Here is an 18,608-nt window from a genome sequence, read left to right on the forward strand (position 1 = left end):
GTAGTCGAGAAACAAAGCAGCAGAAGTGACTACAGAGAATTTTGAGGGAGCAGCCTCGCTGGAGGACCGGATCCTTGGCGGACTGGACGCCGAACAGCGTGAGGTGGCCAGCACCTTGAATGGCCCGTTGTGCGTCCTGGCCGGCGCGGGCACCGGAAAGACCCGTGCCATCACCCACCGCATCGCCTACGGCGTGCACTCGGGGGTTTACACTCCGCAGCGCCTGCTCGCCGTAACGTTCACGGCCCGGGCTGCGGCAGAGATGCGCAGCCGCCTGCGGGACCTTGGCGCCGGCAACGTGCAGGCCCGTACCTTCCACGCCGCTGCCCTGCGCCAGCTGCAGTTCTTCTGGCCCCAGGCGGTGGGTGGAACACTGCCCAACCTGCTGGACCACAAGGCCCAGATGCTGGCAGAGGCCGCCCGGCGGCTCAGGCTCAGCACGGACCGGGCCTCCATCCGCGACCTTGCCTCGGAAATCGAATGGGCCAAAGTGTCCATGCTGACACCGGCCAATTACCTGGAGAACGCCCAGGGGAGGGGCGCGCCCGGCGGGTTTGACCTCACCACGGTCGCCCGGGTCTTCCAGTCCTACGAGGACGTCAAGACGGACCGCAACGTGATCGACTTTGAGGACGTCCTGCTGATCACGGTGGGCATCCTGCAGGAGGACGAGAAGGTGGCCGCCACGGTCCGGGAACAGTACCGGCACTTTGTGGTGGACGAATATCAGGACGTCTCCCCGCTGCAGCAGCGGCTCCTGGACCTGTGGCTCGGCGGCCGTGACGAACTCTGCGTGGTGGGTGACGCAAGCCAGACCATCTATTCCTTTACCGGCGCATCGCCCCGGCACCTCCTGGACTTCAAGACCCGATACCCCCAGGCCAACGTGGTCAAGCTCATCAGGGACTACCGCTCCACCCCGCAGGTGGTGAAACTGGCCAATGACCTGCTGGCCGCCCGCCGCAGCGGCGGGCCCACCGCCGACGCCGCGTGGGCATCGCCCCTCCAGCTCGTGGCGCAGCGCCCCGCCGGGCCCGCGCCCCAGTTCACCGAGTGCACGGACGACGAAGCTGAAGCCGCCACGGTGGCGCAGAAGATCAAGGCACTGCTCGACGCCGGCACTCCAGCCAGCGAAGTGGCCATCCTTTTCCGTACCAACGGCCAGTCCGAGGCTTACGAGCAGGCGCTGGCCGCGGCAGGCATCGGCTACCAGCTGCGTGGCGGCGAGCGCTTCTTCGCCCGCAAGGAGGTAAGGGACGCGATCCTCCAGCTGCGTGCCGCCACCCGGGCGGTTTCCGAATCGGACACACCGGAACCCCTGGGTCAACTGGTCCGGGACATCGTCTCCTCCCTCGGCTACACCGACTCGGCACCGCACAGCGGGGGTGCCCTGCGCGAACGCTGGGAGTCCCTCGCGGCACTGGTGGCGCTCGCCGACGAACTGGTGCAGTCCCGCGGCCCCCAGTTTGGCCTGGCTGATTTCGTCAACGAACTCCAGGAGCGTTCCCTCGCCCAGCACGCGCCCACCGTGCAGGGCGTTACGCTCGCCTCGCTCCACGCGGCCAAGGGCCTGGAATGGGATGCCGTCTTCCTGGTGGGGCTCAGCGAAGGCCTGATGCCCATTTCCTTCGCCGATTCACCGGAATCGGTGGATGAGGAGCGCCGCCTCCTCTATGTCGGCATCACCCGCGCCCGTGAACACCTTTCCCTCTCGTGGAGCACCGCGAGGACCCCCGGGGGCCGCGCCAACCGGAAGCCGTCCCGGTTCCTCGACGGCCTGCGGCCGGACTCGGTGGCAAGCTCAAGCACCCGGGGGAAGGGCGCGCTTCCGCGCCGCAAGGCTGCCGCCCCCGCCGTGTGCCGGGTCTGCGGGAGCATGCTTGCTACCGGGGCGGAACGCAAGGTTGGCCGCTGCAACGCGTGTCCCCCCAGCTACGAGGAGCAGACCTTTGATGCGCTCCGCAACTGGCGCCGCGAGGTGGCCCAATCCGCGGACGTCCCGGCCTTCGTCGTCTTTACCGACGCCACCCTCACTGCCATCGCGGAGGCGAGGCCGGCGTCGCTGGAGGAACTTGCCGGCCTGGCCGGCGTTGGCCCATCCAAGCTGGAAAAGTACGGGGAGGACGTCCTCCGGGTCCTCGTCGAAAGCTCGGTCCTGTGAAACGCGGAGCCAGCGGCGGTGCCCGGCAGGCGTCAGTGCTGACCACCTCGAACGGTTCTCCGGTGGAGGTGCGGCGCTCTGCCCGGCGCACCCGCACGGTGGCGGCGTTCTGGGAAGACGGGACGGCGGTGGTTGCCATTCCGGCCCGCTTCACTGCGGCGCAGGAGCGCGAGTGGGTCCACAAAATGCTGGCCAAACTGCACAAGCAGGGGCAGCGGCAGGCGGCAGCCGGGCGGCGGCGTCCTGCCACAGATGAGGCCCTCGCAGCCCATGCGGCCACACTGTCCACGCAATACCTCGGTGGCCGGTCAGTGCCCACATCCGTCCGTTGGGTCAGCAACCAGAATTCCCGGTGGGGTTCGGCCACGCCGGCCGAGGGGACCATCCGCCTGTCTGACAAGCTGCGGCCCATGCCCCAGTGGGTCATCGACTACGTGCTGCTCCACGAGCTGGCCCACCTTCTGGTGGCCTCACACAACGCTGCCTTCTGGCAGCTGCTGGAGGCCTACCCCGAAACCCAGCGGGCCAAGGCCTTCCTCGAGGGTGTTTCCTTCGCCACGTCGCGGGGAATGGACAAAGATGCCGACCAGCCTGACGTCGGCCCGCTTGACGCTGACGTAGTCCAATAGCGGGCAAATCCGGCGAAAAGAAGTCTGGCGGGCCAGGAGGCCCTGGCCCGCCAGCAATGTCTCAGCCCTTGGGCTGGTCCGTTCCGCCGTCGTCGTCCTTGCTGCCGGTGTCCCCGGCGCCGCCCTGATCACCGGAGGTGTCGTCGAAACCGCCGTCCAGCAGTTTCTGCAGCGCGTCATCCACCTCGCTGTCGCTTGCCTCGGCAAGCTTGCGGCGGGAGCTGAAACCCTTCGGATCATCCAGGTCCTCGGCCGTGGGCAGCAGGTCGGGGTGGTGCCAGATGGCGTCACGGCCCTCGATCCCGCGTTCCTCCTTCAACGTGGCCCACAGGGTGGCCGCGTCCCGCAGCCTGCGCGGACGCAGCTCGAGTCCCACCAGTGAAGCGAAGGCGTGTTCGGCGGGACCGCCCGTTGCCCGCCGGCGCCGCACTGTTTCGCGCAGTGCCCCGGCGGACGGCAGGACCTTCTCCGTGGCGGCCGCGGTCAGTTCATCCACCCAGCCCTCCACAAGGGCCAGCGCGGTCTCGAGCTTTTCCAGTGCCTGTTCCTGGGCGGGAGTCCGCTGTGGCATGAACACGCCCTGCGACAGGGCCTCCTGGATGCCTTCCGGGTTGCTGGGGTCAAGGTCGCGGGCGAGTTCCTCGATGCGTGAGGTGTCGATATGGATGCCGCGGGCGTATGCCTCGATGGCGCCCAGCAGGTGTCCGCGCAGCCAGGGAACCTGTACGAACAGCCGGGCGTGCGCGGCTTCCCGCACGGCCAGGAACAGCCGGATGTCGTTCTCGGGCAGGGACAGGCCCTCGCCAAACGCGGCGACATTGGCCGGCAGGAGTGCCATCTCAAGGTCGGCCAGCGGGACGCCGATGTCGGTGGAGCTCACCACGTCCTTGGACAGGGCGCCGATTGCCTGCCCCAGCTGCATACCGAAGATGGCGCCGCCCATGTTCTGCAGCATCGAGGAGGCGCCGCCCATCATGGACTTCATTTCCTCGGGCATCTGCTCCGTCATGGCGGAGGAGAGCGCATTGGCGATGCTGTTGGCCACGGGTTCTGTCAGCCGCTTCCAGGTGCCCAGGGTGGCCTCCACCCATTCCGCGCGGGACCATGCCTTGCCGATCAGACCGGTGGCGGGCAGGTCGGTGACGGGGTCCAGCCACATCTCGGCGAGGCGGAGGGCTTCATCCACCTCCCGGGACTGCTGGGCTGTGACGGACGGGTCCGCGCTGCCGGCCGCAACCCGCCGGGCATTGTCGTGGGCCAGTGTCCAGTTGACGGGCCCTTCGGACGGTGCGCTCATCATCGCCTGAACCTGGGAGAACATCTGGGCCAGCAGGTTGGGGTCGTCCGGCAGGCCGGCCGCCTTGGCCAGCTCGGCGGGATCGAAGTTTTCCATCCCCTTGCCGCCCATTAGGTTCTGCAGCATTTCGGTCAACGGATCCTTGGGGGTGTCGTCGCCGTTGGACGGATTGAGTGGGTTGGAGGTCATGGTCCCGCCGATCGATGGTGTGACTGTTGATCAACCTTCACGGTACCCCGGTGGGGGTCGGCTGTCTGCCGCCCGCCGCCGTCGTTCGCTCTAGGCAAAGCGCCCCGTCGCACCACCACCGCGTACTGTTGGTGGGGTGACTACAACCCGTGGCGGCCACCCTTCAGAGGACCACGTTCCCGATCTTCCCCCTTTCTCCAATCCCGGTCCGTTTGGTGCCGGCAGCCCGCCCGAAGGCTCCGGGGCCGGTGGCGGCCAGGCAGTTGAAGGCAGCGGCCCCGGCGCGTCCGACGGCGGCGGCACGGGCAGGCGGCTTTCCACCATGATGGTTGCCGGGCTGGCGGCGTTGGGGCTGGGAATTGCCGTGGGGACGCTTCCGGTGCCGTATGTCATTGAATCGCCCGGGCCCACCTACAACACGCTGGGGGAGAGCCAGGGACATCCGGTCATCAACGTCAGCGGCCGCGAAACGTATCCGGCTGCCGGGAGCCTCGACCTGACCACCGTGTACGTTGACGGTGGCCCCAATGGCCCGGTCAGCATCCTCAACGCATTCTCGGCATGGCTGGACAACTCCAAAGCCGTGTACCCGGTGGAGCTGATCTATCCCACGGGCACAACGAAGGAAGAGGCCCAGGAACAGAGTGCGGTGGCCATGGCCACGTCCCAGGAGAACGCGGTGGCCTCCGCCCTGAATGAACTCGGGATTCCCTTCAGCCAACAGCTCCAGGCCGCGGACCTGTCCAAGGATTCCGCGTCCGCCGGCAGGATCCAGCAAGGGGACATCCTCAAATCCATTAACGGCAGGGACATCACCGCCCTCAGTGTGATCCAGGATGAGCTGGCCTCGGGCAAGGGTGCCCCGGTATCGGTAACGGTGGAACGCGCCGGCCAGCCCGTCACCGTCCAGGTCACGCCCAAGGACAACGGCCAGGGCCGTTTCATCCTCGGTGTCATGTTGAAGTACCTCTTCAGCTTCCCCTTCCAGGTCCAGATCTCCCTGGACAAGGTGGGCGGGCCCAGTGCCGGGCTCATGTTCTCGCTGGGCATCATCGATACGGTTACGCCGGGGGACCTCACCGGCGGAAAACATATCGCGGGTACCGGCACCATCTCGCCTGACGGCAAGGTGGGACCCATCGGCGGCATCGGGCAAAAGATGCGGGGTGCGCGTTCGTCCGGTGCCACCCTTTTCCTGGCGCCCGCCGGCAACTGCAACGAAGTGGCCGGCCACGTTCCCGACGGCCTCCAGGTGGTCCGCGTGGAAAACCTCTCGGAAGCCCGGCATGCCGTGGAACTGGCCGGAAGCGGCCAGGACACATCCGCGCTCCCGGCCTGCGCCAGCAAATAGACTGGGCGCAACTAGACTCACAGGAACTAAGCTTTACCGCCACTCGTGGCACAGTTGACGGACGAAACCAGCCGTTTGACCGGTACCGTACGTCGCTCGCACGCTTCGAATATTTCGACGACCAGCTATGAGGTACCCAGTTTGTCCCGTCCCGCCAGCACCATGTCCACCGGCAGGCCCCCTTCACGACGCGGCGTGCTGACGCCCACCCTGATTATTGTCGCCCTGGTGGTAGTGGGCTTCATTTTCTTCGCCAACGTCTGGACCGACGTCCTCTGGTACCGGCAACTGGGCTTCATCGAAGTCTTCGTCACCGAGAACCTGGCCAAGATCGCCACCTTCGTGGCCGGCTTCGCCATCATGTTCGCGGCTGTCTTCTTTTCGATCCGCATTGCCTACAACGCCCGGCCGGTCTACGCGCCGGACTCCGAAATCAGGGACAACCTCAACCGGTACCAGGCGCAGCTGGAGCCGGTCCGGCGCATCGTCATGGTGGGCCTGCCGGTCCTCTTCGGCCTGTTTGCGGGCAGCGCTGCGGCGAGCCAGTGGCAGAAGGTCCTGCTGTTCTTCAACCAGGTTGGCTTCGGCGAGGCCGATCCGCAGTTCAACATGGACATCAGCTTCTACCTGATGACCCTGCCGTTCCTCGGTTTTGTGACCGGGTTCCTGATCAGCGTGGTGGTGATTGCGGGCATCGCCGGCATCCTCACGCACTACCTGTACGGCAGCATCCGGCTGATGGAGCGCGGCGTGTTCACCAGCCGCGCGGCACAGATCCACATCGCCGTGACCGGCGCCGCCTTCCTGGTGCTCCTCGGCGTCAACTTCTGGCTCGACCGCTACTCTTCCGTCCAGAGCAACGGCGGCCGCTGGGCCGGCGCCCTCTACACGGATGTCAACGCCGTCATCCCCACCAAGGCCATCCTCGCCGTGGCTGCCGTGCTGGTGGCCATCCTGTTCATCGTGGCCGCCGTGATTGGCCGCTGGCGCCTTCCGGTGATCGGTACCGCCATGCTGATCATCACCTCCATCCTGGCCGGGGGCGTCTATCCCTGGGTGATCCAGCAGTTCCAGGTCCGCCCGTCCGAGCAGACGCTGGAAAGCAAGTACATCCAGCGCAACATCGAGAACACGCGCAAGGCCTACGGCCTGGACGGCATCCAGGAAACCCGGTACGACGCCACCAACACGGCCAGTACCGGCGCGTTGGCGCCGGACGCCCAGACCACTGCCAACATCCGCCTCCTGGACCCGAACCTGATTTCGGACGCGTTTGCTCAGCTGGAGCAGTACCGCCCGTACTACCAGTTCCCCAAGGCCCTCAATGTGGACCGCTACGAGGTGGACGGCAAGATCCAGGACACCGTGATCGCCGTGCGGGAACTGAATCCCACGAACGTGGCAACCAACCAGCAGGGCTGGCTGAACCAGCATGTGGTGTACACCCACGGCTATGGGGTTGTGGCGGCCAAGGGCAACAAGTTCACGGTTGACGGCAAGCCTGAATTCCTCCAGTCCGGCATTCCGTCCACCGGCGTGTTGGGCAACGATACAACCTACGAGCCGCGGATCTACTTCGGCGAGTCCTCGCCCGAATACTCGATCGTCGGCGCACCCGACGGCGCCACCCCGCGCGAGCAGGACCGCCCTTCCGGCAAGGAAGGGGAGGGCGAAACCCAGTACACGTTCAAGGGGAACGGCGGGCCCAATGTTGGATCCTTCTTCAACAAGATCCTTTACGCCATCAAGTTCCAGTCCTCGGACCTGCTGCTTTCGGACGGCGTGAACCCGGCGTCGCAGATCCTGTATGACCGCAGCCCCCGCGAGCGTGTCCAGAAGGTTGCACCCTACCTGACCGTTGACGGCGGCGCTTACCCGGCCGTGGTGGACGGCCGGGTCAAATGGATCGTGGACGGCTACACCACCAGCCAGTACTACCCGTACTCGCAGCAGAAGCAGCTCTCGGATGCCACCACTGATTCGCAGACCAGCTCCGGCCGCGCCGTGGCCCTGCCCAACAGCACGGTGAACTACATCCGCAACTCGGTCAAGGCCACTGTGGATGCCTACGACGGCTCGGTCACCCTCTATGCCTGGGATGACACGGACCCGGTCCTCAAGGCCTGGCAGAAGGTCTTCCCCTCATCCCTGAAGCCGTACTCGGAGATGTCCGGCGCGGTGATGAGCCACGTCCGCTACCCGGAGGACCTCTTCAAGGTCCAGCGTGAGCTGCTGGGGCAGTACCACGTGACGGATCCCACCAGCTTCTACAAGAACAACGACGCATGGAGCGTACCTGCCGATCCCACGGTGGATACGGACGTGAAGCAGCCGCCGTTCTACATGTCGCTGCAGATGCCGGACCAGCAGAAGCCTGCGTTCCAGCTGACGTCCTCGTTCATCCCGCAGATCGTCAACGGCAATGCCCGCAACGTCCTGTACGGGTTCCTCGCCGCTGACTCGGATGCCGGGAACCAGGCCGGTGTGAAGGCCGACGGCTACGGCAAGCTCCGGCTGCTGCAGATCCCGCCGGAAACGCAGGTGCCCGGTCCGGGCCAGGCGCAGAACAAGTTCAACTCCGATCCCACTGTTTCGCAGGCACTGAACCTGCTGCGGCAGGGTGCGTCGGACGTGCTGAACGGCAACCTGCTCACCCTGCCCGTCGGCGGCGGCATCCTTTACGTCCAGCCTGTCTACCTCAAGTCCACCGGTGAGACGTCCTATCCCACCCTGCAACGCGTGCTGGTGGCCTTCGGGGACAAGGTGGGCTTCGCGCCAACGCTTGACGCGGCCCTCAAGCAGCTCTTCGGTGGTGACTCCGGTGCAGCAGCGGGTGACTCCGCCAACAACGGCCAGGTGCCGGCCGGCCCGGCAGCGCCTGCGACACCGGCCGCTGCGGACGCGAAGGCCCAGCTGAAGGCGGCCCTGGACGAGGCGAATGCGGCCATCCAGTCCGGCCAGTCGGCACTGGCGGCAGGCGACTTCGCTGCCTATGGCGAGGCGCAGAAGAAGGTGGCGGCCGCGCTGAAGAAGGCGATGGACGCCGAGGCCAAGATCCCGGTCACCGCTCCGGAGGCAAGCCCGGCCCCCGCTGCTTCCAGCTCACCCTCGGCAACGCCGTCCCCGTCAGCGGGCCGGTAGCAGGACGGGCACGGCAGCACGACGGCGGCGGCCCGGCATCCGAGCCCCATGGGGGCAGGTGCCGGGCCGGCGTAACGGACGTCACGCCGCTTCGATTTGGCCTGCGGTTCATCTCCCGGTAAAGTAGTTCTTGCGACGCGGGGTGGAGCAGTTCGGTAGCTCGCTGGGCTCATAACCCAGAGGTCACAGGTTCAAATCCTGTCCCCGCAACTGAGGAAAGGCCCGGACATTGGAAACAATGTCCGGGTCTTTTGCTTTCTCCGCTGGGGCCGCCGGGACCGTCGTCGAACCCCAAGGGGGCCTGGTGGATGTGTGGTCAGGCCGGCCGTGAAAGTAGGGTAGTGTTGATCAAGCGACGCGGGGTGGAGCAGTTCGGTAGCTCGCTGGGCTCATAACCCAGAGGTCACAGGTTCAAATCCTGTCCCCGCAACTTATGAAGGCCCCGACCGGCAGTTACGCCGGCCGGGGTCTTTCTTTTCCTTGGATGCGCACAGTTCCTAGTATTCTCTTTCGAAGGGTCCCGCGATCTGCGGGCTGCCCCAGTCATTCTTGAGAGGTATGTTGTTCGATGGCCACACCCACGAAGAAACCCGGCGCCGCGACGGGTAAGCGGTCCCGGCTCTACTGGGCGGTTCCTGCTGTCCTCGTGGCGCTGGTCCTGGTGGTTCTGGCGGCCAGGCTGGTCGTGGGACTGCCCGCCGTCGCGTCCTTTGTCACCGACTACCCGGGCCAGTCGGCACTGCCGGCCGGCGCCCCGGTGGGATTCCCCGCGTGGCTCGCCTGGCAGCACTTCCTCAACGCCTTCTTCCTGCTCCTGATCATCCGCACCGGATGGCAGGTGCGGACCACCACACGGCCCAGCGGGCACTGGACCCGGAACAACAAGGGCCTGATCCGCACCAGGAACGCGCCCACCAAGATCAGCCTTGAACTGTGGTTCCACCTGACGCTGGACGCCCTGTGGATCCTGAACGGGCTCGTCTTTGCCGTGCTGCTGTTCGCCACCGGGCAATGGATGCGCATCGTCCCCACCAGCTGGGATGTCTTCCCCAACGCCCTGTCGGCCGCGCTGCAATACGCCTCGCTGGACTGGCCCACGGAAGACGGCTGGATCAACTACAACGCGCTGCAGCTCCTGGCTTACTTCGTGACGGTCTTCCTCGCCGCTCCGCTGGCGTTCATCACGGGCCTGCGGATGTCCTCCGCCTGGCCAAAGAAGGCTGCCGGCCTGAACAAGGCCTACCCGATCGAATGGGCCCGCGCCGTCCACTTCCCGGTGATGATCTACTTCGTGGCCTTCATCGTGGTCCACGTCTTCCTGGTGCTCACCACGGGTGCTCTGCGGAACCTGAACCACATGTACGGGGTCCGGGACGACGACGGCTGGTTCGGCTTCTGGGTGTTCCTGGCCTCCGTGGCCGTCATGGCGGCCGCGTGGTTCCTGGCCCGCCCGGTCTTCCTGCGGCCCATCGCCTCCCTCATGGGCAAGGTCAGCCGCTAAGCCACCCGGCACCCCACAGCCGGGGCGGCTCAGCCGTCCTTGAGCTGCTGGTAGGCAGCCAGCGCCCGTTCCCGGGACTGAGGAAGCTCCACAAGGGGTTCCGGGTAGTCCGGGACCCCGGTCTTCCAGGGCTCGTGGATGGACTTGTTGTCCAGGTCCGCGAGCTCGGGAACGAACTCGCGCAGGTACCGGCCGCCGGCGTCGAATTTCCTGCTTTGGGTGACGGGATTGAAGATCCGGTAGTACGGCGACGCGTCCGCGCCGGAACCGGCCACCCACTGCCAGTTGGCCGGATTGCTGGCGGCGTCGGCGTCCACCAGCGTGTCCCAGAACCATTGCTCTCCAATCCGCCAGTCGGCCAGCAGATTCTTCACCAGGAACGAGGCCGCGGCCATCCGCACCCGGTTGTGCATCCAGCCGGTCTGCCAGAGCTGCCGCATCCCGGCGTCCACCAGGGGGTAACCCGTGCGTCCCTGCTGCCAGGCCGCGAGTTCACTCCTGCCCGGCTGCTGCCAGGCGAACCGGTCGAATTCGGGCCGGTAGTTGCGGGTGGCCAGGTCCGGGTTGTTGTACAGCAGCTGCCAGCAGAATTCCCGCCAGCCAAGCTCCGAGCGGAAAATTCCGACGTCGGCCGGCACCTTATGCGGGAAACGTTGGCGGATCTCACGCCACACCCGGAACGGGCTGACTTCGCCGAAACGCAGGTGGGGTGACAGACGGCTGGTTCCCTCGATGCCGGGCAGGTTCCGTCCGGTTCCATATTCCTCGGCAGGGCCGTCCAGGAAGTCCGCCAGCCGGTGGCGCGCGCCTTCCTCGCCGGGAATCCAGGTGGCGGAGAGGCCGCCGCTCCAGTCGGGGGAGGAGGGGAGCAGCCGCCAGCTGTCGAGGTCGTCGCCGGCCTGGAGACGGCCGCCCTGCGGGGGTCCCGGGATCCGGGCCGGAGGCTCCTGGGGGTCCCGGACCTCCTGGCCGGCAAGGCATGCCCGCCAGAAAGGAGTGAACACCTTGTAGGGGCCGCCGGAGCCGGTCTTGACCGTCCAGGGCTCGAACAGGAGGTTTGCCTGGAAGCTTGACGCCTCCAGGCCGTTCTCCCCGGCCCACTCCTTGACCGCGGCGTCGATGCTGCGCTCGGGTTGACCGTACCGCCGGTTCCAGAACAAGTGCGTTGCTCCGGCGTGCACAGCCACTTCCTTAATCACCCGCCCGGCCGGCCCCCGGCGAAGGAGCAGCCGCGAGCCGCGGGCCTCGAGGGAGGAAGCCAATCGTGCCAGTGAGTGGTGCAGCCACCACCGGGTTGCACCGCCCAGCGGCCGGATGCCCGCAGATTCTTCATCCAGGACGTACACCACTGTCACCGGCAGGCCCAGCGCGGCGGCGGAGTTGAGGGCGGGGTTGTCATCCAGGCGAAGGTCATCGCGCAGCCAGACCAGGGCGGTCTCTTCAGAGGAGGTCATGGCTCCACGCTACACACTGCGGACATGCCGGTGGCCGGGACCACGGGGTCCCGGCCACCGCCTGGTTTCGACTGTGTGGTGCTGGCTGGCCTTAGAGCTTGTCGAAGTCCGCTTCCTCCACGGTTGCCTCGGACTCCGCGGCGTTGGCGGCGCCGAGGGCAGGTTTGGCGCCGCCGGCCTTCAAAGCGGCCAGCCGGGCCTCGATCTCCGTCTGCTCGCCAAGGTCCTCCAGCTGGTTGAACTGGGCATCCAGGCTGGACGCTGCCAGTTCCTCCTGGCCGCGGACCCTGGCCTCTTCGCGGCGGATCTTTTCTTCGAAGCGTCCCACTTCGCTGGTGGGGTCCATGATGTCGATGCTCTTGATGGCGTCGTGCACCTGGGACTGCGCCTCTGCCGTCTTGGACCTGGCCACCAGTTCGTTGCGCTTGCTGGTCAGCTGGTTGAGCTTGTTCTTCATCTGGTCCAGGCCGGTCTTCAGCTTGTCCACCACCTCGCGCTGGGAGGCGATGCTCGGCTCTGCGCCCTTGGCTTCGTTCTCGGCCGCCATCTGCCGCTGCAGGGCGACCTTTGCCAGGTTGTCGAACTTCTCGGCGTCGGCGACGTCGCCGGCGGCGCGGAACTCGTCAGCCTTGCGGGAGGCGGCCAGTGCCTTGTTCCCCCAGTCGCGGGCGTTCTTGACGTCTTCGTTGTAGTCGTCTTCCAGCATGCGGAGGTTGCCGATGGTTTGCGCCACGGCGGACTCGGCTTCGGCGATGTTGTTGGTGTAGTCGCGGACCATCTGGTCCAGCATCCGCTGCGGATCCTCGGCGTTGTCCAGCAAGGAGTTGATATTGGCCTTTGCCAGCTGCGCGATCCGGCCGAAAATGGACTGCTTAACCATGGTGTTTGCCTTTCGTCCTGCTCTGTGTTGACCACTGACGTCCGTGAACAGTGGTGTCGTGCTTCTGTCCGCCCGCCGGGTTCTCCAGCGTGTTCCGACGGAAGTGTTTAGAAACTGCCGGAGTCTCCGCCGCCGAAATCACCGCCGCCAAAGCCGCCGTCCCCGCCGAAGCCGCCGCCTCCACCGCCATCACCCCAGCCGCCGCCGCCGCCCCAGCCGCCGTGGCCACCGTTGAGGATTGAGTTGATCAGGATGCCGCCCAGGATGGCGCCGCCCAGTCCGCCGCCGCCTCCGCCGCCGAACATGCCGCCACGGCCGAAGCCCTGGTTGGCATAGCCGTCAAAATGCTCGACGTCGGCCTGGGCCAGCTGTGCGGCCTGTGCTGCCAGGGCGTGGGCCTGCTGCGCGTAGGTAAGCGCGGTGACGGGGTCGGTGCGGGCAATGGAGAGTGCGTAGTCGAGGTTCCGCTGCGACTCCGCAAGCCTGGTGCGTGCCTCGGTGCCCACCCCGCCGCGGCGCGCGGTGATGTAATCGGAGGTGGCACTGATCTGGGCCTGGGCGGACATGATGGTCTGCTGCAGCGACGCCTGTGCGCGGCGGGCCTGCTCCTGCTGGTCCCGGATCCCGGTCAGGGCCTGGTCCAGGGACTGGTGCGCGGTTTCCACCCTCTGCAGGGTGGCGATGGGGTCAATCTTTCCACCCTGGATTTCGGTCTTCACCTGGGCAAGGGCGGCCTCCACCGCTGCCACTGGACCGGCCAGTTCGGCGTGGGTGCCGGACTGGATCATGGCCTTTGCCTGGGCCAGGTCCTGGGACGTATCCACCACCGCCGCTTCGAGGCCGTTGCGGGCCTGGTCGAGATTGGCGGCGACCTTGGCGATGGCATCCAGCAGGACGTTGGTCTGGTGCAGGCTTTCTTCGGCTGCGCGAACGGCCACTGCCGCCAGGCTGCTCTCGCCCTCGCCGAGCTTCTCCTGCGCGGTTTCGGAGGCGTTCTGGACGAACGCCAGCCGTTCCTTGGCCTGCACGATGTTGTCCGAGACCTGGGTCAGCGCACTGTCGGCGTACTTTGACCGCATGGCGGCAAGGGACTGCTCCGCGCTGGCGATCTTGGCGTCCGCTTCGCGGGCTCCGGTGTTGACCGCCGCAAGGGCCTGCGGTGCGTTCTTCTCCAGCTCACGCAGGGAGTCAAAGTCCGCCTTCTGCTCCTGCAGGGAGGCCAGGGCGGCTTCCGAGCGCCGGATGATCTCGCCCAGCCAGGTCCGCTGCTGCTCCTCGGTGTCCGGAATGTGGTCGTCCAGCTGCTGCTGAAGCTTGAAGGACTCCGTCATGTGGCCCTTCGCTTCCGCCAAAGCTTTGGTGAAGTTTCCGACGGCGGCATCACCGTACTGTGCCTGGGCAAAGCCGAGTTCCTGCTCGCTGGACTTGATGGCGTCATCCGCTTCGAGGAGCAGGGATCCGCTCTTCCGGCGGAGTTCCTCCACGCTCAGTGACGCCAGCGGGTCCAGTTCTGCGCCCTGGGGGCCGTAGCTTCCACTGGACGCGTCCTTGCCGGCGGCCTTCTTTCGCCGGTTCCGGTAATACAGGTACGCGCCGCCGCCGGCCACCACCACGCCGGCACCCACCAGGATGCCCGCGCCGGCCCCGTCACCGGATGACACATTGCCGCTGCCGCCGCCGGCGGCATCGCCGATGGCTGAGGCGGTATCGATGGCAGCCTGGGCGAAGTCGCGCTTGCCCGCCCCGAGGTTGGCGGCGACAGCGTTCTGGGTGATGTTGCTGCGCTTGGAGTAAATGGAACTGGCGGAATTGGGCGAGAAGTAGTACTTGCCCTGCTCGGTGGCGATGGCAAGAATGGCGTCTGCTTTGCCCATTCCCTTGGCCTGCGCCACCGCATTGCTCCAGGCTGCGGGATCAGTGGGGTTCTCGAAAGACTTAACCGTGACCACGTACAGGTTGTACTTGTGGTCCTTCAGCAGCTTCTGGATGGCGTCCTGGACCTCGCCCTTCCGGCTGCCCAGGACGTTCGCGTCATCAACAATGTTGGTGCCGGAGGGGATGGTGACCGGGTTTTCGGCCCAGGCGGCGCCGGCGGGTACCGCCAGCAGCCCGGCAAGGCCGATCACGGCGAGGAAACGTTTGAACTTTGACCGCATGTGCAACCCTTCAGCACGCCTGACACCGATTCGGGACGAATCAGTCGTCGAATCCAACAGCGCCCCCACGCTTGGTGTGAAGCCGCAGGTCGCTGTGGCAATTCATCTTTGATTCTATGGTGCACCCCACAGCCAGTCCATGACGGCGAATATGCCCCCAGCGAAACGCCCCGCCCTCCAGAAGGACATGACCGGAACGTTCAGGAAGCTCTCAGCAAACATCCGAGCTTGTTCCAGCGGGACGGTCCATAGTTAATGGCAGACGAGGATGAAAGGAAGTCCCATGACTGAGAATCAAACCCCAGGACCGGTCCCGGAGGACAGCCACGCGGGCAACCGGAACCCGTGGCAGCGGCAGGGCCAGCAGCAGGACGCGCAGCAGCCCGGTGACCGGCAGGTGGCCACTCAGTATGGGAACGGGACCGCGGACCAGGAGCCCGGCGGCTACAGCGGTGCGGAGCAGCGCGACCACACCCAGGAGTTGCCCGGAGCTCCACGTCCGGTGTATCCGCAGCGCCAGCCGTTTTACGGCCAGTCCGGATACTATGGCCAGCAGCAGCACCACGAAGGCCAGCCCGTTCACGGCGGGGGACCCGGCACGCCGAACGGCAACGCCGGCTACACCCCCAATCCCAAGGACGCGCCGCGCCGGAAGGCAACCTTTGGCGTCGGTACCCTCGTGGCCAGCATCCTCGCAGCAGGCCTTGTGGGAGGCGGCGTGGCTACGGTGGGTGCCGGCGAACTGTTTGGGAACACCGGGTCCAGCACTTCAACCGTCGGCAGCAACAGCCAGCCCGGCACGGTCATCGTCAACAACAAGGACGACGTCAACGCCATTACCGCGGCTGCCGTGAAGGCCTCGCCCAGCGTCGTCACCATCAGTGCCACCAGCGGCAGCTCAGGGGGCACGGGTTCGGGCATCGTCCTTGACGACCAAGGCCACATCCTGACCAACACCCACGTGGTGACCCTCGATGGCCAGACCGCCAATGCCACCCTCGAAATCCGGACCAGTGACGGAAAGGTCCTGCCGGCAAAGCTGGTGGGCACCGACCCCCTGTCCGACCTCGCCGTCATCAAGGTGGACGACACGTCAAGCCTGACCCCTGCCACCCTCGGTGATTCCTCCAAGCTGAACGTGGGTGATACGGCCATCGCCATCGGTTCCCCGCTGGGGCTGACCGGAACGGTCACGGACGGCATCGTGTCCACGCTCAACCGGACCATCAGCGTTGCATCGTCCGCAGCCCCGAAGGGCGGCGACAACAGCCAGGGCGGCGACCAGGGCTTCCAGTTCGCCCCTCCGGGCGGCGGCCAGAGCCAGCAAAGCGCGGGCGAGGGATCCATCGCCATCAACGTCATCCAGACTGATGCTGCCATCAACCCTGGCAACTCCGGCGGCGCCCTGGTGAACAGCAAGGGCGAGATCATCGGCGTCAACGTCGCCATTGCTTCCGCGGGCTCCGGGACGTCCACTTCCCAGAGCGGCAACATCGGCGTGGGGTTCAGCATCCCGATCAACAACGCCAAGCGCGTCGCCCAGGAAATCATCGACACCGGCAAGGCCTCGCACGGCCAGCTGGGTGTCAGCGTCAAGGCCAAGACGTCGGGTGCCTCCTCCGAATTCTCGGTGGGGGCCGACGTGGCAACCGTTGACCCCAACTCTGCCGCAGGAAAAGCCGGTATCAAGGTCGGTGACGTCATCACCAAGTTCAACGACCTCACCATCGGCGAACCGAACCAGCTGACCGCGGCCGTCCGCGAACAGCCGGCGGGCTCCACCGTGAAGATCACGGTCCAGCGCAGCGGCAAGGAACAGACATTCGACGTCACGCTGGGTGCCGCAGCCAGCTGAGGCCAGGCAGCAACATCGTGCAGCAATGACGACGGCGGCGTTCCCACCCAAGGGGGCGCCGCCGTCGTCATGCTGAGCCACGGTGAGGGCCTGACACAGGCGTTAACGGAAGAGGGCGCAGGGGCGCGCCGATATGGTTAGCTAGGAGCTACCCGCCTGCCGGGCATTCCGCGGCCATGACCCACCCGGCTGGCTGTCCACAAGCATGGAAGGCTGCTGTAAACACAGTGGAAGAGACATTGAAGATCGTAGTCCTGGTCAAACATGTACCGGACGCCCAGTTCGACCGTCATCTCAACGGTGAGGGCAACACGGTGGACCGCGACGAAAGCATTCTGTCCGAGCTTGACGAGTACGCCCTCGAGGCAGCGCTGCAGCTGGCCGAGGCGAGGGGCGGGAGCAAAGCGGGCAACCAGGTCATCGCCCTGAGCATGGGCCCCTCCGGAGCCGTCAACGCCGTCAAGAAGTCGCTGCAGATGGGCGCCACTGAGGGCGTTCACCTGACGGACGACGCCCTGGCCGGCTCGGACGCCGCGGCCACGTCGCTTGCGCTCGCAGCGGCCGTCCGCCACCTGGGCGACGTGGACCTGGTGATCACCGGCATGGCCTCCACCGACGGTGAAACCTCGCTTGTCCCGGCGCAGCTGGCGGAGCGGCTCGGGCTGCCCCAGGTGACCTTTGCCTCCACGCTGGAGGTCGACGGCGGCCGGCTGACGGCCCGCCGCGACGCCGACACCTCCTCGGAGACCGTAGAGGCGCCGCTGCCCGCCGTCGTATCCGTGACGGACCAGATCAACGAGCCCCGGTACCCCAACTTCAAGGGAATCATCGCAGCCAAGCGCAAGAGCATCACCACACTGTCCCTGGCCGACATCGGTGTGGACCCCGCCCAGGTCGGCTTCGCCGGTTCCTGGACCAGCGTGGCCAGCGCGGAACAGCGGCCGCCCCGGACTGCAGGGACCATCATTACCGACGAGGGCGACGCCGGCATCAAGCTGGTTGACTTCCTGGCCGCCCAGAAGCTGCTCTAAGAGGGACATCGACATGGCAAAAGTACTCGTATTCATCGACAACCCCGGCGAATCGCTCAAGAAGAGCAGCCTTGAGCTGCTGACCCTGGCCCGTTCCCTGGGCGGGGGCGCCGTGGCGCTCAACGGAGACCTTTCCGACGGCGCCGCAGCCACCTTCGCCGAATACGGCGTGGAAAGCATCCTGCGCCCGTCTGCCCAGGACCTGGATGACTTCCTGGTGGCACCCAAGGCCGCCTACGTGGCCGCCGCGGCTGAAGCCAGCGGCGCCGGCATCGTGCTGCTGGACAACTCGCCCGAAGGCAAGGAGATCGCGGCGCGGGCGGCTATCCGGTTGAACGCCGGGGTCATTACTGACGTGGTGGCCGTGGACCCGGACGGCACTGCCCACAAGTCCGTCCTGGCCGGCTCGTACAACACGGACTGCAAAGCCACCACCCCGGTTTCCGTGCTGACCCTGAAGGCCAACAACGTCACCCCGGAACCTGCCCCTGCACCCACAACGCCCGAAACAGCGACGGTTGAGGTCCCCGCGGTGGCTGCAGCCGCCCGGATCACGGCCCGTGAGCAGAAGGTGGCCAGCGGCCGGCCCGACCTCACGGACGCACGGATCGTGGTTGCCGGCGGACGCGGCATGGACGGCGACTTCGGCCCGGTGGAAGAGCTGGCCGATGCCCTCGGTGCCGCCGTGGGCGCCTCCCGTGCCGCCACGGACGCGGGCTGGATCAGCCACGATGCCCAGGTGGGGCAGACCGGCAAGACAGTTTCCCCGCAGCTGTACATCTCCGCAGGCATCTCCGGCGCCATCCAGCAAAAAGCCGGAATGCAGACGTCCAAGGTCATCGTTGCCGTGAACAAGGATGCCGAGTCCCCGGTCTTCGAGATTGCGGATTTCGGCATCATCGGCGATGTGTTCGAAGTCCTCCCGCAGGCCACCGCCGAGATCAAGAAGCGAAAAGGCTGAAT

General features: G+C 66.4%; 12 protein-coding genes and 2 tRNA genes. 10 read left to right on the plus strand and 4 right to left on the minus strand.

The window, feature by feature from the left end; all coding sequences use genetic code 11:
- Positions 1-25 precede the first annotated feature (25 nt).
- Together ACV095_RS06900 and ACV095_RS06905 are read left to right on the plus strand one after the other, a co-directional pair.
- Positions 26-2,161, plus strand: coding sequence for an ATP-dependent helicase (locus ACV095_RS06900; protein ID WP_478223164.1), 2,136 nt, complete (start codon positions 26-28; stop codon positions 2,159-2,161).
- Positions 2,158-2,790 (plus strand): M48 family metallopeptidase, encoded by a 633-nt coding sequence (locus ACV095_RS06905; protein ID WP_056394033.1) that lies wholly within the window; start codon positions 2,158-2,160, stop codon positions 2,788-2,790. Before ACV095_RS06900 ends, ACV095_RS06905 begins: the two co-directional genes overlap by 4 nt.
- A gap of 61 nt (positions 2,791-2,851) precedes the next feature.
- On the opposite strand, the gene ACV095_RS06910 is transcribed toward ACV095_RS06905, so the two are convergent.
- On the minus strand, positions 2,852-4,276 hold the full coding sequence (locus ACV095_RS06910; RefSeq protein ID WP_223992143.1) for a zinc-dependent metalloprotease: 1,425 nt from the start codon (positions 4,274-4,276) through the stop codon (positions 2,852-2,854).
- Between the two features lie 136 nt (positions 4,277-4,412).
- On the opposite strand from ACV095_RS06910, the gene ACV095_RS06915 reads away from it, so the two are divergent.
- The 5 genes from ACV095_RS06915 to ACV095_RS06935 all read left to right on the plus strand — a co-directional run bounded on the left by ACV095_RS06915 (position 4,413) and on the right by ACV095_RS06935 (position 10,269).
- On the plus strand, positions 4,413-5,627 hold the full coding sequence (locus ACV095_RS06915; protein ID WP_478223165.1) for a YlbL family protein: 1,215 nt from the start codon (positions 4,413-4,415) through the stop codon (positions 5,625-5,627).
- Between the two features lie 162 nt (positions 5,628-5,789).
- Positions 5,790-8,768, plus strand: coding sequence for a UPF0182 family membrane protein (locus tag ACV095_RS06920; RefSeq protein WP_186447752.1), 2,979 nt, complete (start codon positions 5,790-5,792; stop codon positions 8,766-8,768).
- Between the two features lie 136 nt (positions 8,769-8,904).
- Positions 8,905-8,978, plus strand: a tRNA-Met gene (locus tag ACV095_RS06925).
- 146 nt (positions 8,979-9,124) lie between these two features.
- Positions 9,125-9,198, plus strand: a tRNA-Met gene (locus ACV095_RS06930).
- Positions 9,199-9,336: 138 nt separating this feature from the next.
- Positions 9,337-10,269, plus strand: a complete 933-nt coding sequence (locus ACV095_RS06935) for a cytochrome b/b6 domain-containing protein (RefSeq protein ID WP_056388136.1) — start codon at positions 9,337-9,339, stop codon at positions 10,267-10,269.
- Between the two features lie 29 nt (positions 10,270-10,298).
- On the opposite strand, the gene ACV095_RS06940 is transcribed toward ACV095_RS06935, so the two are convergent.
- The 3 genes from ACV095_RS06940 to ACV095_RS06950 form a co-directional block, all read right to left on the minus strand.
- A complete protein-coding gene (locus ACV095_RS06940; RefSeq protein ID WP_134163783.1) occupies positions 10,299-11,723 on the minus strand; it encodes a cryptochrome/photolyase family protein in 1,425 nt (474 codons plus the stop codon).
- Between the two features lie 91 nt (positions 11,724-11,814).
- Positions 11,815-12,603 carry a PspA/IM30 family protein gene (locus ACV095_RS06945; RefSeq protein ID WP_018768543.1) on the minus strand — a complete coding sequence of 263 codons (789 nt, stop codon included), beginning with the start codon at positions 12,601-12,603 and terminating at the stop codon, positions 11,815-11,817.
- 107 nt (positions 12,604-12,710) lie between these two features.
- Positions 12,711-14,759 carry a TPM domain-containing protein gene (locus tag ACV095_RS06950; protein ID WP_478223166.1) on the minus strand — a complete coding sequence of 683 codons (2,049 nt, stop codon included), beginning with the start codon at positions 14,757-14,759 and terminating at the stop codon, positions 12,711-12,713.
- A gap of 283 nt (positions 14,760-15,042) precedes the next feature.
- Here ACV095_RS06950 and ACV095_RS06955 point away from each other — a divergent pair, with 283 nt between their 5' ends.
- From ACV095_RS06955 to ACV095_RS06965, 3 genes are all read left to right on the plus strand, one after another.
- Positions 15,043-16,614 carry a S1C family serine protease gene (locus ACV095_RS06955; RefSeq protein WP_056388129.1) on the plus strand — a complete coding sequence of 524 codons (1,572 nt, stop codon included), beginning with the start codon at positions 15,043-15,045 and terminating at the stop codon, positions 16,612-16,614.
- A gap of 239 nt (positions 16,615-16,853) precedes the next feature.
- Positions 16,854-17,645 (plus strand): electron transfer flavoprotein subunit beta/FixA family protein, encoded by a 792-nt coding sequence (locus ACV095_RS06960; protein WP_018768539.1) that lies wholly within the window; start codon positions 16,854-16,856, stop codon positions 17,643-17,645.
- Positions 17,646-17,658: 13 nt separating this feature from the next.
- Entirely contained in the window at positions 17,659-18,606 is a 948-nt protein-coding gene (locus ACV095_RS06965; protein ID WP_018768538.1) for an electron transfer flavoprotein subunit alpha/FixB family protein, read from the plus strand.
- Positions 18,607-18,608: the final 2 nt, after the last annotated feature.

Source organism: Arthrobacter sp. JDC6, assembly GCF_056484025.1.

What these genes read in the sequence shown, in the direction of transcription:
- ACV095_RS06940 (WP_134163783.1), bottom strand. Translation starts at nt 11,723, where the DNA reads ATGACCTCCTCTGAAGAGACCGCCCTGGTCTGGCTGCGCGATGACCTT.
- ACV095_RS06945 (WP_018768543.1), bottom strand. Translation starts at nt 12,603, where the DNA reads ATGGTTAAGCAGTCCATTTTCGGCCGGATCGCGCAGCTGGCAAAGGCC.
- ACV095_RS06920 (WP_186447752.1), top strand. Translation starts at nt 5,790, where the DNA reads ATGTCCACCGGCAGGCCCCCTTCACGACGCGGCGTGCTGACGCCCACC.
- ACV095_RS06950 (WP_478223166.1), bottom strand. Translation starts at nt 14,759, where the DNA reads ATGCGGTCAAAGTTCAAACGTTTCCTCGCCGTGATCGGCCTTGCCGGG.
- ACV095_RS06955 (WP_056388129.1), top strand. Translation starts at nt 15,043, where the DNA reads ATGACTGAGAATCAAACCCCAGGACCGGTCCCGGAGGACAGCCACGCG.
- ACV095_RS06935 (WP_056388136.1), top strand. Translation starts at nt 9,337, where the DNA reads ATGGCCACACCCACGAAGAAACCCGGCGCCGCGACGGGTAAGCGGTCC.
- ACV095_RS06965 (WP_018768538.1), top strand. Translation starts at nt 17,659, where the DNA reads ATGGCAAAAGTACTCGTATTCATCGACAACCCCGGCGAATCGCTCAAG.
- ACV095_RS06910 (WP_223992143.1), bottom strand. Translation starts at nt 4,276, where the DNA reads ATGACCTCCAACCCACTCAATCCGTCCAACGGCGACGACACCCCCAAG.